The 14,141-nt window shown below is 63.2% G+C and carries 11 protein-coding genes and 2 pseudogenes; 4 read left to right on the top strand and 9 right to left on the bottom strand.

Annotated elements, in window-relative coordinates; all coding sequences use genetic code 11:
• Positions 1–13: 13 nt before the first annotated feature.
• The 5 genes and pseudogenes from MOD31_RS13235 to MOD31_RS22175 all read right to left on the bottom strand — a co-directional run.
• On the bottom strand, positions 14–988 hold the full coding sequence (locus MOD31_RS13235) for an acyl-CoA thioesterase (RefSeq protein WP_250820879.1): 975 nt from the start codon (positions 986–988) through the stop codon (positions 14–16).
• A gap of 61 nt (positions 989–1,049) precedes the next feature.
• Positions 1,050–1,613 (bottom strand): hypothetical protein, encoded by a 564-nt coding sequence (locus tag MOD31_RS13230; protein ID WP_142937377.1) that lies wholly within the window; start codon positions 1,611–1,613, stop codon positions 1,050–1,052.
• Positions 1,610–1,942 (bottom strand): PEP-utilizing enzyme, encoded by a 333-nt coding sequence (locus MOD31_RS13225; protein ID WP_142937378.1) that lies wholly within the window; start codon positions 1,940–1,942, stop codon positions 1,610–1,612. Before MOD31_RS13225 ends, MOD31_RS13230 begins: the two co-directional genes overlap by 4 nt.
• A 94-nt stretch (positions 1,943–2,036) precedes the next feature.
• A pseudogene (locus MOD31_RS22180) lies at positions 2,037–3,863 on the bottom strand (rhamnogalacturonan lyase); the annotation flags it as partial.
• A 624-nt stretch (positions 3,864–4,487) separates the two neighbouring features.
• Positions 4,488–6,563, bottom strand: a pseudogene (locus MOD31_RS22175) (SGNH/GDSL hydrolase family protein); the annotation flags it as partial.
• Between the two features lie 134 nt (positions 6,564–6,697).
• Here MOD31_RS22175 and aztD point away from each other — a divergent pair.
• On the top strand, positions 6,698–8,011 hold the full coding sequence (gene aztD, locus MOD31_RS13210) for a zinc metallochaperone AztD (protein ID WP_250820878.1): 1,314 nt from the start codon (positions 6,698–6,700) through the stop codon (positions 8,009–8,011).
• Positions 8,012–8,159: 148 nt separating this feature from the next.
• Here the strand turns inward: aztD and MOD31_RS13205 are convergent, their stop codons facing one another.
• Both MOD31_RS13205 and MOD31_RS13200 read right to left on the bottom strand, forming a co-directional pair.
• The gene (locus tag MOD31_RS13205) at positions 8,160–8,594 is read right to left on the bottom strand and encodes a DoxX family protein (protein WP_250820877.1); all 435 of its coding nucleotides are present in this window, start codon (positions 8,592–8,594) and stop codon (positions 8,160–8,162) included.
• 64 nt (positions 8,595–8,658) lie between these two features.
• Positions 8,659–9,249: an antibiotic biosynthesis monooxygenase gene (locus tag MOD31_RS13200; protein WP_250820876.1), complete on the bottom strand. Its 591-nt coding sequence runs from the start codon at positions 9,247–9,249 to the stop codon at positions 8,659–8,661.
• A gap of 41 nt (positions 9,250–9,290) precedes the next feature.
• Between MOD31_RS13200 and MOD31_RS13195 the strand changes: the two genes are divergently transcribed.
• The 3 genes from MOD31_RS13195 to MOD31_RS13185 all read left to right on the top strand — a co-directional run bounded on the left by MOD31_RS13195 (position 9,291) and on the right by MOD31_RS13185 (position 11,638).
• Positions 9,291–10,631 carry an MATE family efflux transporter gene (locus tag MOD31_RS13195; RefSeq protein WP_250820875.1) on the top strand — a complete coding sequence of 447 codons (1,341 nt, stop codon included), beginning with the start codon at positions 9,291–9,293 and terminating at the stop codon, positions 10,629–10,631.
• Between the two features lie 9 nt (positions 10,632–10,640).
• On the top strand, positions 10,641–11,225 hold the full coding sequence (locus MOD31_RS13190; protein WP_250820874.1) for a hypothetical protein: 585 nt from the start codon (positions 10,641–10,643) through the stop codon (positions 11,223–11,225).
• Positions 11,226–11,293: 68 nt separating this feature from the next.
• A complete protein-coding gene (locus MOD31_RS13185) occupies positions 11,294–11,638 on the top strand; it encodes a hypothetical protein (RefSeq protein WP_250820873.1) in 345 nt (114 codons plus the stop codon).
• Here the strand turns inward: MOD31_RS13185 and MOD31_RS13180 are convergent.
• Positions 11,635–12,552: a class C sortase gene (locus tag MOD31_RS13180; protein ID WP_142937389.1), complete on the bottom strand. Its 918-nt coding sequence runs from the start codon at positions 12,550–12,552 to the stop codon at positions 11,635–11,637. The two genes, MOD31_RS13185 and MOD31_RS13180, sit on opposite strands and share 4 nt — an antisense overlap.
• Positions 12,553–12,663: 111 nt before the next feature.
• Positions 12,664–14,133, bottom strand: coding sequence for a SpaH/EbpB family LPXTG-anchored major pilin (locus tag MOD31_RS13175; protein ID WP_250820872.1), 1,470 nt, complete (start codon positions 14,131–14,133; stop codon positions 12,664–12,666).
• Positions 14,134–14,141: the final 8 nt, after the last annotated feature.

The following is a 14,141-nucleotide window of genomic DNA, read 5'->3' as shown; positions in this document are numbered from 1 at the left end:
AGGAATGCCTGCCCTAGCTTCCAGCGCGGTTCTGCAGATGGTCCGGCAGCCGGTTTCCCGGGGCCCGGCCACGGATTTCCAGCAGTTCGCGGGCATGTGCATGCAACTTCTTGTCCTCGTCAGACACTGGTTCCCAGGCGGGGACGGGAACGGCCGTCCCCGTTTCGTCGCGCGCCACCATCACCGTGAGGCAATAGGTGGTGAGGTTCATGACCTTGGTTTTAGGGTCACCCGAGCGGACGTGAACCGCGATGTGCATACCCTTGGCGCCGGTGTAGACCAAGCGCGCCTCCACTTCTACGACGTGTCCGATCAGCAAGGGCCGGTAGAAGCGGACACCGCCGGAGAACACCGCCACGGTGTCCATGCCGCAGTAGCGGGAGGCGCACACGTAGGCGGCTTCGTCGATCCACTTCATCACGATGCCACCGTGGACCTTGCCGCCCCAGTTCACATCAGTGGGGGACGCCATGAACCGTAGGACGACGCGCTCGGCGGTCCCGGCGTCGGTATATTCCTGGGCGTTCATCGCGTTGACGATCTGTTCACGGACCTCAATGCGGGCCAGGGCGTGATCGCGCTGCTCGATCTCCGCAGCCGTTGACGGTTCATATTGCGGAACGGGAATCGGCTTGCCGTCCGGACCGACGGCAACGAAGATGACCATGCACTGGCTGTGCATGGTCTCCGGGCCGCCTTTGGGATCCCGTGAGCTGACAACGGTGTGAATGTGCATGGAGGAGCGCCCGGTGTAAACGATGGTGGAGGTTACTTCCACCATGTCGCCGCTGTTGACCGGATCCGTGAAGTGGATGTTGCCGACGTAGGCGGTGACACAATACGACTTGGACCAGCCAACTGCTGCTGCGTATGCGGCTTTGTCCACCCACTCAAGGACGGTCCCGGCGTCGACGGACCCGCTGTGTCCTACGTCCATGGGGGCCGCGAGGAAGCGGAGGGTCACTGAGTTGGCAGCATCATCGCTCATGGTGGCAGTTTACTGTCGCCAGGTTTCTGTTACGTGACGAAGTCCAAAGGCGGCGGTGTGCCTACCCGCGCTGGATGCCGAGGGTGGCGATGAGATCCTCATGGAGTTCGAACCAGACCCGGTGGAAGGAGTCGCGGTCGGTGGCCGTGAGCCACGCTGTGTCCTGGACAGCGAGCTTGAGTGCGCGCAACAGACGCTGGGAGTAGCCCTCAAAGCGAGGAAGCACGCCGGATAACTGCGCTTCGAGTGGACGCCACGACGCCAAGGCGCCTATCAGGACATCCATGGCCTCTTCACCGGGCGACGTTTGCAGTTGGACGGCGCTGCAGGCCTCCACGACGCCGGTGTTGATGTCCGCGAAATCGGCGTGGACAGCCATCACCGCGTCCCGTGCGCGCGCACGGTCCAGTTCCTCCGCCAGCAACCGCTCGTTTTCGCTTCTCCCGAGATTGGACAACGACCAACCGCTGACCCCAGCGAAAGTACTGTGCGAAACGAAGCCGTTCACCCCGGCGTCGATGAGCTGGAACTCCACCACCGCGGGGTCTTGCGAGAAGCGGGCCGCCACCGACTGTGTGTCAGCGAAACCAAGGAGGCGGACAGCGTGCAAGGTGAGGTGCGTCATTTTCCGTCCATCAGGCTGACTGTCCCCTGGGCTCCGTCGATGGCCAACGGTTCTCCATCGGCAAGCAGGTCCAGCGCATCCCGGACGCCCAGTACGGCAGGTATCCCAAACTCCCGGGCGACGATCGCAGCGTGTGACAACATTCCGCCGGTTTCCGTGACCACCGCTGATGCCATTCCGAAGAGAGGCGTCCAGGCGGGGTCGGTGGTGCGGCACACCAGAACATCGCCGGACTGGAAGCGGCCGAACTCGTCGGGACCGTGGATGAGCCGGGCAGCGCCGAGGGCTCTACCAGTGCTGGCGCCGACTCCGGTAAGAATGGTCATCATTTGGCTATTTCTACCACTGAAAAGCATTTATCGACGATAAGCACTGCCCCGGCACTATGCGGCGCCGGGGCAGTGCTTACCTCAAGAGACGGACTCACTTACCTCCCGTATATGCAATATTCGGCATGGAAGGAGCGTCCATGCCCACACCGATATAGAAGCCCGGGTGGGGCGGCTGGTTGTAGGCGATATTCTCGCGGGCAACCGAGAGCCGGTACACAGGATCGTGCATCAGGGTGCGGAGCCGGACGTCGGTACCGGACGTGGTGGTGTAGATCCGGAGCTCCGTGCTGTCCGCGGAACGCCAGGCAATTTCTTCCCGCCAGTCACCCAGCAGATCGGCCTGGATGGCAGGGTTGCCCTTGGTGCTGTTGTTGGTCAGCGCGCCGGTGGCCGTCAGCAGGCGATCGCTGTTTTGGGTGTTCCAGTTCCACTTGCTGATGCTCGGGGTGCCGCTGTTGCTTGCGACGTCCCAGTCGTGGTCCACGATTTCCCGGAGCAGATCGCCGTCCCACCACGCCAGGAAGTTTGCTGCCGGGATGTTGGTGGAGAGCAGCTCACCCTTGGCTGAGCGCAGTTCGCCTACCGGGGAGTTCCACGCAGCGTCGCCCCCAACGGCCCACCCTTCAGCGCCCAGGTAGCGCGGGTCGATATCTCCGGAGGCTCCACGGCCGGTATCCCTGGCCGCCGGAATGCTCCAGAGCACTTCACCTGTGGCGGAGTCGCGGAAGGTGGCTCCAAGGTTCCCGCTGGATGCCATGTCTTCGTGGACTGCAAAGGTTTCCAGGCCCGGACGGGATGGATCCAGGTCGCTGGTGTGGATGGCATCTCCATGGCCCAGGCCCGTGGTGTAGAGCGGCTGGCCATTGTCATCGATGGTCATGGAGCCGAAGATGAACTCGTCCTTGCCATCGGCATCCACATCAGCCACGGACAGGTTGTGGTTGCCCATACTCCGGTACTGATCGCCGGAAACGTTGGAGTCGAACACCCAGCGCTTCACGATTTTGCCGCCCACCAGGTCGTAGGTGGCCAGGACTGCGCGGGTGTAGTAACCGCGGCTGAACATCATGGACGGGTGCTCGCCGTCGAGGTAGGCGACGGCGCCCAGGAAGCGGTCCACGCGGTTGCCGTACGTGTCACCCCAGGCGCCCACGTCACCGCGCGGCGGGTCATACGCCACGGTGTCCATGATGGTGCCCGTCTGCCCATGGAAGACCGTCAGGAATTCCGGACCGGTAAGGACGTAACCGCTGCTGTTCCGGTGATCTGCGTTGGCATTGCCGATCACGGTACCAGCAGCGTCCCGGGTCCCGTCGGCGGTCTTCATGGCCACTTCAGCCTTGCCGTCGCCGTCGAAGTCGTAGGCCAGGAGTTGGGTGTAGTGCGCGCCGGCACGGATGTTCTGGCCGAGGTTGATGCGCCAGAGCTTGGTGCCATCCATGGTGTAGGCGTCCACGTAAACGGTGCCCGTGTACCCGGCCTGCGAGTTGTCCTTGGAGTTGGACGGAGACCACATTTGGATGATCTCGTACCGGCCGTCGCCGTCGAGGTCGGCAACCGTGGCGTCACCGGCCGAGTAGCTGTAAGGCTGCCCGTCCTTGGTGTAATCGTCGGCTGGCTTATCCAGTTTGATGGCCAGGTAGTCCTGCGCCAAGGGGCTGAACTCCTTGGTCTCCTTCTCGCCGCTGTTTCCACCGCCGGCTACTTTGATCACGTACTTCGAGGCCGCGGTTCCGGTGGTGTCCAGGTAACTGGTGCTGTTGGTGACGGGTGAGGACGTGATCTTCTTGCCGTCACGGAAAACGTCGAAGCCGATCTTGTCTTCATCGAGGCCGAGCATGCGCCAGCCGATCCGGATGCCCTCCGCCGTGGGTATCGCGACAGGTGCCCGGTCCAGCTTCTCCATCTGGCGGTCCAGAACCACCACGTCGTCGGTGCCGACGGTTTCAGACGGAGCCGATTCCCCGCCGGCGTTCAGGGCCGTCACCCGGTAGTAGTACTTGATGGTGGTCAGGACGGTGGTGTCGGTGAACTTCTTGTCGTCGGCTTTACCTACGTAGGTGAATGCCCCGTCAGCTGCCGTCGAGCGATAGACGAGGTACGCCGTCGAGCCCTTAACCTCGCCCCACTGAAGCGAAACGCTGGTCTTTTCCACCTTCTTGGTTTTCAGCTTCCCCGGTGCGGCGGGCGCTGCAGTTCCGGGGTCGATCAGCGGTACGTCCAAAGTGTTGGACGGGACGGACTCCAGGCCTGTGCGGTCTACGGCAGTGACGTAGTACTTATAGGGCAGGCCTGCCGTGGCGGTGGCGTCCGAATATGCCGGTTCGGCAATGTTCTCCGCAATCAGCTGTGCGGATGTCTCGAAGGGTGCCTGGCGGAAGACGCGGTAGCTGGCGGCGTCGCCAACAGCATCCCAGGAAAGTCCGACGACGGGCGGCTGGGCGGCTGCGTCAACGGACGTGGTTTTGAGGTTAGTGGGGCCAACCAGCAGCGGGGTTACTTCGAGCCCGTTGAGGCGCTGGCCGGAACCACTGATGCTCAGGTTGAGTTGACCGTCGGTTACCAGGACCTCGTTGATGACCTTGGTGGCGGACGCGGCTTTGCCGGAGGTGACGGTGCCGAAGCCCTTGCCTTCCACGGCGATGTCAGTCCGCGTGGAGCCGATCCAGTCGCTGTGGTACGTCTTCAGGGCGTACGTGCCGTTGGGGACGTCCAGCTGAAATTCGAAGCTGGCGCCGCTGAGGACGAAGTCCCGGAGCAGGTTGGTGGTGGTTGCGCCGCGGTCGCGATCGCTGAGGACCGTGATGTCCTTGAAGCCATAACCGCGCTCGGCAGAGTACGCCATGGTGCGGTTGACCTCGGTGTAACCGGCCTCCACCGGCGCGCCGACTGGTCCGAAGTCGAACTTGTACGTGGCCTGCTTGGTGGTCAAGGCCAACGCATCGCTGTACTCGGACAGGCCTTTGCCGTTCATTGCTGCCACGCGGACGGTGTAGGCGGTGCCTTCGGCGAGGCCGTTCAGGTTGGTGGTGGGAATGGTGGAGGTGGTGGCCAGCTTGTAGGCGCTGTCCGGTTCAGTGGACAGTTTGCGGTAGATCTTGTAAATGTCCGCTCCCTCTACCTGCTGCCATTTGAGCAGGGCGCCGGCGTTGGAGACGCTGCCGGCAACCAGGCCTTGCGGCTTGGCAGGAACGTTCGACGGCGGCGTGACCTCCTGGACGCGCGACGCCAGCGGAACGTTGAGCTGCTTCATGCCGCCGGCGAGCAGGCGGGCAATCTGGATGGCGCCGTATTCCTGGAAGTGGGTGTCGTCAGCGGTGCCGCTCGGACGCCCGGGGTACACGCCGGCGTCGACATGGAGGAAGACCGACTTGGCTTCTTCCGATCCGATTTGGTCGTAGTAGCCGCGGCTGAGGGCGGACAGATCCACCAGTGCCACGTTCTCTTCTGCCGCGAGTTCCTTCATCTTGTCCACGTACTCCGGGAAGCTGATACGGAACTTGCCGGTGGCGGCGTCGAAGTCCCGGCGCCCCACTGGGGTCACCAGGATGGGGGTGGCGCCACGTTGGCGGGCACCGTTGACGTAAGTGCGCAGGTATTCCTTGTAGTCTGCCGGGGACGCGTAGCGGTCGTCGACGCCGATGGTTGCGTCATTGTGGCCGAACTGGACCATGAGGTAATCGCCGGGGTTGATGACGCGGAGGATCTCGTCAAGGCGGCCCTGGCTGATGAAGTTCTTGGAGCTACGGCCGCCGATCGCGTGGTTGTATACGGGGACTTTGTCGTCCAGGTAGCGGTCGATCATTTGGCCCCACCCCGCCTGGGGTGCGTAGCCGGGGTCGTACGTCTGCACGGTGGAGTCGCCGGCCAAATAAACACCCGGGTCCGTTGTTGCCGTGCGGGGAGCGCGGGCTGCGATGACCAGCGAGTTGATCTTGGCGGCGGTTCCGGTGATGTCCAGATTGAGTTGACCGTCCACCAAGGAGATGGGGAATTCCATTTCCAGGAACTGGCCGGCCGGCTTGTCGGTGGCCTGCACTTTGGCCATCTTCTCGGCAGTGATAGCGATGTTGGTGGCTTCCGTTGCGTCGCCGGCGATGAGCTTCACGGTGTAGTCGCCATTGGGAAGGTCCACTTGAAAGGAGCTGCCCTGAGCTTGGACGAAGTCGCTGCGCAGGGAGTCCGTGGTGCCCCTGTCAGTCCCGGAGGTGACGGCGGTGTCCGTGAAACCGAACTTCGCGGTGGGGCTATAGGCGCTGCCTGCGTTCACTTGCGTGTATCCGTCGGCCACGGCGCCGGGGCCAAAGTCGAACTTGAACCCGCTTCCGGCTGGGGGGAGCGGCGTTTGGGCATGCGCTGCAGGGAGCCCTGTAAAGGCGAGGGCAGCCGAGGCGACGGCGGCAGTCAGGGCGGTTGCGCCTGTTCTGACCGCGCGTTGAGGGGGGTGTTTCACCGAACATCTCCTTTGATGACGCGTGGGGGTGAGTACCGGCCACACTGTCGGACTTTGTATCGTTTCATCAACCCGGGAGGCGCATCCATGGTGGTGTGGCGGAGGGAGGCCGCCGGCTGAGGGATGAGAGTGGAGCAGCTGGAAAACGCTTGCCCGGTGGGACATGTTTACCAGTGTTTGAAATCACGAGTCAAGGAATTGACGGGAGTATTTGTTGTTTTGTGTTCATTGTCGTGAAGTGTGACAGCGTCACCCCAGCATCGATTTGCTCTATAAATGAGAATCAATATCATTAACTCATGCCTCATCACCCCACCTTCATGTCCCCTGTCCTAGCCCCGCGCAACCGCCGCCTCCGCGCCCTGCCGATCGCCGCCGTCGGACTTTCTGCTCTGTTGCTGGCGTCCTGCGCCACTCCCGGCGGCTCGGTGGGCAACGCGGTCGATGCAACGCCCTCGGCCGCCTCAACTCCCAGTGCGAAGGAGGCCGGCGCCCCCACTCCGCGGCTCGTCTATACCCACGACGCCGGCATTGCGGTACTGGACGCGGCCTCGCTTGAGCAGGTGGGAAGTGCGGAAATGTCCGGTTTCAATCGCCTGAATCCGGCCGGCGACGGCCGACACGTCTTCGTGTCCACAGGCGACTCCTTCCGCCTCTTCGACGCCGGCGCCTGGACCGAGCCGCATGGAGATCACAGCCACCACTACGTAGCTGAGCCCACGTTGACTGAGTTGGCTTTTGCGGCGGACAAGGCCGGTCACGTGGTACTGCATGGCGGCAAGACCGTGCTGTTCAACGATGGTTCCGGAAAGGTGGAGAGCTTCGAGACCTCTGCTCTGGCCGCCGCCGTGGAGGATGGAAAGCTTCCTTCGACCGACGTCTACACCACGCCCGAGGCGCATCACGGCGTGGCCGTGGAACTTGAAGATGGCAAGCTGCTGGTGACCTTGGGCAACGAGGAGAGCCGTTCCGGAATCGCCGTCCTCTCCGAAGGCAAAGGCCAGGACCGCAAGGAAGTACTGCGCAACGAAGAATGCCCCGGCGTTCACGGCGAGGCAGTAGCCGCAGGCGAGGCCGTAGTGGTCGGATGCGAAAACGGAATGCTGATTTACAAGGACGGCGCCATCACCAAGGTGGCCAGCCCTGACGCCTACGGGCGGATGGGGAACCAGGCGGGTTCAGAAAAGTCGCCCGTCATTCTCGGTGACTACAAAGTGGATAAGGCCGCCGAGCTCGAGCGGCCTACCCGGATCTCGCTGGTCAACACCGAAGCCGCCACGTTGAAGCTGGTGGACACCGGGGCCAGCTACTCCTTCCGTTCGTTGGGTCGCGGACCTTCGGGTGAAGCGCTGGTGCTCGGTACTGACGGTGGATTGCGCGTTATTGATCCAATCTCCGGCGAGATCACGTCCACCATTCCCGTTGTCGGCGCGTGGGAAGAGTCCACCACGTGGCAGGACCCGCGGCCCACGCTCTTCGTTCAAGGCTCGACGGCGTTCGTCACCGAACCGGCCACCAGCACCATTCACGCGGTGGACCTGAAGGCGGGCAAAGTGAAGAAGTCGGCCCAGCTGGAGCATGTGCCGAACGAGCTGACGGGCGTCAAGGGCTAGAACCTTCTCTCACATCCCGGCCCCTTAATCCAGACGCTCTCTCACATTCCACTGCTTAAACGCCGACGGTCTCTCACTTTCCTGAAGGAAGTGAGAGAGCGTCGGTGTTTTGGGGCTGTTATGTGAGAGAGCGTCGGGGGTGGGGTGGCTAGGCCAGGACGCGGAGCTTGGAGCCGGAGCGGCCAAAGAGAGCGGCGTCGGCGGAGATCCTGCCGGCACCTGCCAGAGCGAGGGCCAAGGCAGCGCCCGCGAAGAGCAGAACCAGTTCGTATCCGCCGTTACCAACAAAGACGCCGGCCGGGGCGTGCACCAGGAACAGTGCTCCGAGCATGTTGACGGCCAGGAGCGCGGCGAACACGCGGGTCAGGAAGCCAATGATCAGCGCGATGCCGCCCACCAACTCAAGGGTTGCCACGACTGGGGCTACTGCGGAAGCGCCTGGCACGCCCATCTGGGCGAACGATGCCTGTGTGCCGGCGATGGTGAATTCGTTGAACTTCTGCCAACCGTGCGCGGCGAAGAGAAATCCTGCAATGACGCGCAGGATGGTCAGGGCTGTGGTGGTCAAGCTGGTCTTGTTCATACCGTCAACCCTTCCGGAAATAGGTTGAAGTGTCAACTAATTGAGGCTTTCTATGACCAAAGCCTCAGCTGCCCGACGTGAACCCCCGCCTCCGGCGCGGTTTCGCCTGAAGCCACGGCTGCAGCAGCCGGGTGGTGATCGGCAGGAAGATGTACGTCATCAGCGGCGTGAGGATCACGATGTTAAGGAGCACCGCGAACACCAGCGGCCAATCCTGCGTCAAGGGGTGCAGCAGGAAATTGGCCAACAGGCTGAGCGGGAAAAACGGCAGAAAGATGCTGATGGCCTGCTTCCAACGCGGAGGAACCACAGTTTCGGGCACAACCACGGAGACGTCGCCGGGACGAGAGAACCAGCCCTCAATCCCCGTGTGCCGCTCCACGCGGGTGGTCTCCATCATGTCCCTGGCGCTGTCGATCCACCAGCGGCGTTCCTCGGAGTCCTCCCACCCCTGCAACGAATCGGCATCGGCGAAACGGTAGAGCATGTGCCATTCCGTGGAATCCACCCCATTGCGCACCCAGCCTGACCCCAAGTATCCCGGCCACTCGCGGGCAAGTTCCTGGCCGGCGTGGGCCCACGCGTTGGCTTGGCGGGTGTAGCCCGGAAGGATAGTGCGGGCGACGGAAACGGTAACGGGATGCTCGTGTGACACGGCCCAAATGTACCCGGCCAGCGGCGGACTAGGCTTGTTTAGTGCCTCAAACCACAACCGCTCCCACCCGCTCCAACGCCCGCGAGATCCTGCGCCTGGCCGTCCCCGCCTTCGGTGCGCTCATTGCCGAGCCGCTGTTCCTGCTGGCTGACTCCGCCATAGTGGGGCACCTGGGCGTCGACCAGCTGGCAGGTGTCGGCCTCGCATCCACCATCCTGCACACCGCCGTAGGGCTCATGGTCTTCCTGGCGTATTCAACGACGCCGGCGGTGGCCCGGGCGATCGGCGACGGCAAATTGGGGAAGGCATTGGCAGCAGGGCGCGACGGCGTGTGGCTGGCACTGCTGCTGGGGCTGGCGCTCGCCGTGGCTGGTTTTGTTGCGGCCGAGCCGCTGGTTGGCTCCATGGGAGCCACTGGAGAGGTTCGCCAGTTCGCCGTCGATTACCTGCGATGGTCCATGCCTGGCCTGGCCGCGATGCTCCTCATCTTCGCCGGTACCGGCGTGCTCCGTGGATTGCAGGACACCCGGACACCGCTGGTGGTGGCTACCGCAGGCTTCGCCGTGAACATCGTCCTCAACGTGTTCTTCGTGTACGGACTGAATATGTCCGTGGCTGGCTCCGCGATCGGCACGAGCATCGCACAATGGGCCATGGCCGCCGTCTACTTGGTGATGGTCAGCCGGAACGCGCGGCAACACGGGGTGACCCTTAAGCCCAACTGGCATGGCATCCGGGCCATGACCAAAGTTGGTTCGTGGCTCATGCTGCGTACGCTGAGTCTCCGCCTGGCCATCCTCGCAACTGTCCTGGTGGTGACGGCCCAGGGCGCAGTGAACCTGGCGGCACACCAGTTGGCCATGACCATTTTCTCCTTCCTCGCCTTTGCCCTGGACGCCCTGGCGATCGCCGCACAGGCCCTGATCGGCAAGGAACTGGGCGCCCGGAACGCCCAACGCGTCCGTGAACTCACCCGCACCATGATCCGCTGGGGCCTCGGGTTCGGTGTGATCACCGGCGCACTCCTGGCCATTGCGGCTCCGTGGGCCGGATACCTCTTCACGTCCGACGCCGGCGTTCGCTCCGCCCTCACAGTCGCCCTGTGGGTCCTAGCGGTGGGACAACCGCTGGCAGGTTACGTCTTCGTCCTTGACGGAGTGCTCATCGGTGCTGGCGACGCGCGCTATTTGGCGATTGCCGGCGTCGTAAATCTGGTGGTCTATTTGCCGTTGCTGGTGGCGATTCACCAGATAAAGCCCGACGGCGAGGCGGGGCTCCTTTGGTTGTGGGCCGCGTTTGCGCTGGGCTACATGCTGGCCCGCGGCGTGACTTTGGGGCTGCGCGCGCGGACCGATCGGTGGATGGTGCTGGGTTCGCACTAAACTGGACGCGTGACTCTCCCTGCGACTCCTGCCCAGACTCCATCTGCCAACGAGGCCGGACTCTGGAAACCCGTGCTCATCCGCGCGACGGTTGCCCTGGTGTTCGGCGCAGTGACCATCTTCTGGGCTGCTCCATCGGTGCACGTCCTGGCCTGGGCCGTGGGGCTGTATTTGTTGGCGACCGCAGCGGCAGTGTGGATGTCCCGCGCTTTGCCCGTTGCCGTTCCGTTGGTAGTTGCGCTGGGAGGTGTTGGCGCTTTGGTCACACAATCTGACGCGGGCGTGGCGCTGTCGGCCATGCTGGCGCTGCTGGTGCTGGGACTCCTGGAGTTCGTCCATGGCCTCCGGAAGCGGGATGCGTTGGCGCGCGACTGGGTTGTGTCCGGTGTCATTGCCGTGGGCACTGCGGTGCTGCTCCCGTTCTTCACGTCACTGGGCGCCCATGCGCTGTTGGGCGTAGCTGGCGGCGGTTCCATCATTGCCGGTGTGTTGTGGATTCTCTCCGGGCTGACGCTGCGGCACGAAGCCAAGACCGCTGCGGGCGGATCGGCCCGGGCTGCTGCTCCCGGCGCTTCGCCCGAGGCCGTAAACTAGTAGCTGGACGTTCTACTCGTTGTAGAACTTTTGCTGACCGGCGGGGACTAACCGCCATCATTGGAGGAATGACCGTGGCAGACCAGACGCAGGGAGAACCGCGCAAGATGCGGACCTCGGTCAAGGGACCCCTCATGTTCTCCGCATTCTTTGCAGTGCTGGCCTTCGTTGCCGTGCTGATCTTCGCGTCCGGCGGCAGCGCAAAGGCCCCGCGGTTCGACCTCGCCTTCACAGGCGCAGGCATCGCGTTCATCGTGAGCCTCGTCGTGGCAGCCATGCTCTCCATGAGCCACAAAGAGAACGCCGACCACCTCGGCAAGGGTTCCGGCGTCAACCTCAGCTCCAAGCGTCCCGGCCACCGCGGCGCGGCTGCTCCGGGCGACGGACCTGAAACGCCCGACGCCGGCCGCTAACCTTCCGCCGCTTCCTCACCACGGGTGGGCCGCGCCTTACGGGGCTGGGTGACCACCACTATGAGCACCGCTGTGCCCACCAGTGCCAGTGCCCACCAAGGGAATCCCGGGTCCATAGCTTGACTGGGAAGTGCGTGGGCGGATCCGGCGGCTGGGGCGTCAACGCGCTCGCCACGCACCAGGAGTCTGTGGCTGTTGACCCCTGTGGGCGTGCATGTCACCAGAGTGACGTAATCCTTGTCCTGGACTTTGCGGAGATCGTCCGTTTCCTCCGGCAGTACGGTCTTGATCTGATCGACCTTGTAATAGAACGATTCGCCAAGCACCGTTACGGAGAAGACATCGCCTTGGCGTACTTGGTCCAGGTCATCGAAGAGCGTCGCGTTAACGAAGCCTGAGTGGGCAGTCAGCACGCTGTGGGTCCCCGTTCCGCCAACCGGCAGGCCGGAACCGAAAAGATGCCCGGCACCTTTGGACAGCGTTTCATCATCGGTGCCGTGAAAGATGGGCAGGTCCGAGTGGATGGAGGGGATGCTGATGCGTCCCATCATTCCGCCGGGTCCGACGTCGAGTATTTTTTTGTAAGCGTCCGAGCCGGCCCCGACGACGGTTTTCTCGCCTCGGTTGTTCAACGAGTACGGGTCGCGAAGCGGCCCGGATGGCAGCTCCTTGTTGAACTGCCGGGCCTCGTCCAGAAGTGTTTTTTGGGCCGACGGAGAGAGATTCTCCACGGTGTCCACATAGCCACTGATCTCTGTGGCATGAACCCGGTCGGAGAACCATGCGGCGGCGGTGGGGTACAGCATCACTCCAACGCCCAGGATGGCGACGACGACGATGATGATGCGTTGGACGCTCCATCCGGCGCGGATGTTTCGCTGGGGCCGCAGCTTGGAGTCTTGGTGCTTTGACATGAGAGTCCTGGGGGATTTGTGCTCTGGGGGAGCAAAGCGGGGAAGAGCGCGTGTTCGGCGATCTTCCCCGCTTTGGTGTTCAGGTTGCGAACCCTTGCAGGTTGGCGGTGACTAGCTGTTGGTGCTGCGGCGTGAACGGACCAACAGGAGTCCGGCGCCGGTTACCAGGAGTGCGCCTGCTGCGTACAACAGGCCGGTTCCCACACCACCGGTGAGCGGCAATTCGAAGCCACCGTTGGAGGGGATGTTCTTGACCTCCAGGTCAACACCCACCGTGGTGCTGGCCGAGTTGATCAGGAAGGAGATCGGCTCTGCGAGCAGCTCGTAGCCTTCCGGAGCGGTGGTTTCCACCAGGTAGTACGTGCGGTAATCGGCGGAGCCGGGCAGTACTGCAGCGCCGTTCGCCCAGTCGGAGTAGCGCAGGCCGGAGATGGTGAGGGTGCCATCGGCAGCAACGGTGAAGGTGCTCTGACCGTTGATGACAATAGCGTTGGTTCCGGCCAGGGCATCAGCCTGGTTGGTGTAGACCGAGAAGGAAGCGCCGGCAAGGGCAGCGCCGTTCTCGTTGGTCTTCAGGAGCGTCATCTCGCCCCACTTGGTGACAACCGGGGGAGTGATGATGGGGCCGCCGGGCTGGCCGGGAACGGTGGTGAAGCTGCCCAGGTTCGGGTAAACCATGGCGTCGTTCTCGATTTCGCCGATGGTGTTTACAACAACCTGTACCTTGGTGTCGTTGTTGGCAGCCAGCACTGCGAGGCCTGCGGGGGTGAAGACGATGGAGACCGTGTTGGTGGCAGCATCGAAGGCAACCGTGTAGTGGGTGCCTTCGGTGATGACCGTGCCATTAACTAGTGTGGCGCTGGCATCAAGGTAGGTCAGCTTGTCGTCCAGCTGGTCCACGATCTTGTAGCCGTCAATGACTGCTTCGTTCGGGATGTCACCGGTGATGGTGAAGTCGATCTGATCGCCGAGCTTGACGTCGGGAGCATCCGTGACGGTCTTCTCTGCACCCGTGATGGAGTTCTTGGGGTACACATGGACGTTGTAGAGCCAGTTGTCCTTGTTATCCGGGTCAGTCAACGGCACTGAAACCAGGAACGGAGCTGACGGGGTCACGCCGGCCGGGTAGTTGGTTTCCGTTACCAGGTACAGGCCGACGGGGAGGTTGCCGAACGCTGCGGTGCCCGCGGCGTCGGTGACCTGGGCAGTGCCGGATCCCAGAGTGAACCCTGCACCTGTTATGGATCCTGCGGGATCGGCGGGGGAGAAGACGCTGCTCAGGTTGTGGGCAGCGTCCCAACCGGCATTCGTGGACAGGTCGATGGCGTTGACCTGCTGAATGGTGAATTCGATGCCGGCCAAAGCGGTCAGTCCCGTGGTGTCCACGGCCGTGCCATTGTTGGGCAGTCCGGTGGGGGTGTCCGGGCGTTCGAACTTGTGGACCGTGATGGAACCGATCTGGTCCGCGTCCACCAGCGGGGCTGCCGAGGCCGGGGCGGCGGAGAAGGACATTGCCAGTACCGCACCGGCAATGGTGGTGGCGGCGGCCTTCCAAAGGCGCCGGGAGCTTTGATTACTCACTTTTTCCT

Source organism: Paenarthrobacter sp. TYUT067, assembly GCF_023656375.1.
Taxonomy (GTDB): domain Bacteria; phylum Actinomycetota; class Actinomycetes; order Actinomycetales; family Micrococcaceae; genus Arthrobacter.
Note: the sequence above shows the minus strand (reverse complement) of the source record. Positions and strands in the feature narration are given on the sequence as shown.

Coding starts and splice junctions, on each gene's coding strand:
- MOD31_RS13235 (WP_250820879.1), bottom strand. CDS start 988: ATGAGCGATGATGCTGCCAACTCAGTGACCCTCCGCTTCCTCGCGGCC.
- MOD31_RS13230 (WP_142937377.1), bottom strand. CDS start 1,613: ATGACGCACCTCACCTTGCACGCTGTCCGCCTCCTTGGTTTCGCTGAC.
- MOD31_RS13225 (WP_142937378.1), bottom strand. CDS start 1,942: ATGATGACCATTCTTACCGGAGTCGGCGCCAGCACTGGTAGAGCCCTC.
- aztD (WP_250820878.1), top strand. CDS start 6,698: ATGCCTCATCACCCCACCTTCATGTCCCCTGTCCTAGCCCCGCGCAAC.
- MOD31_RS13205 (WP_250820877.1), bottom strand. CDS start 8,594: ATGAACAAGACCAGCTTGACCACCACAGCCCTGACCATCCTGCGCGTC.
- MOD31_RS13185 (WP_250820873.1), top strand. CDS start 11,294: ATGACCGTGGCAGACCAGACGCAGGGAGAACCGCGCAAGATGCGGACC.
- MOD31_RS13180 (WP_142937389.1), bottom strand. CDS start 12,552: ATGTCAAAGCACCAAGACTCCAAGCTGCGGCCCCAGCGAAACATCCGC.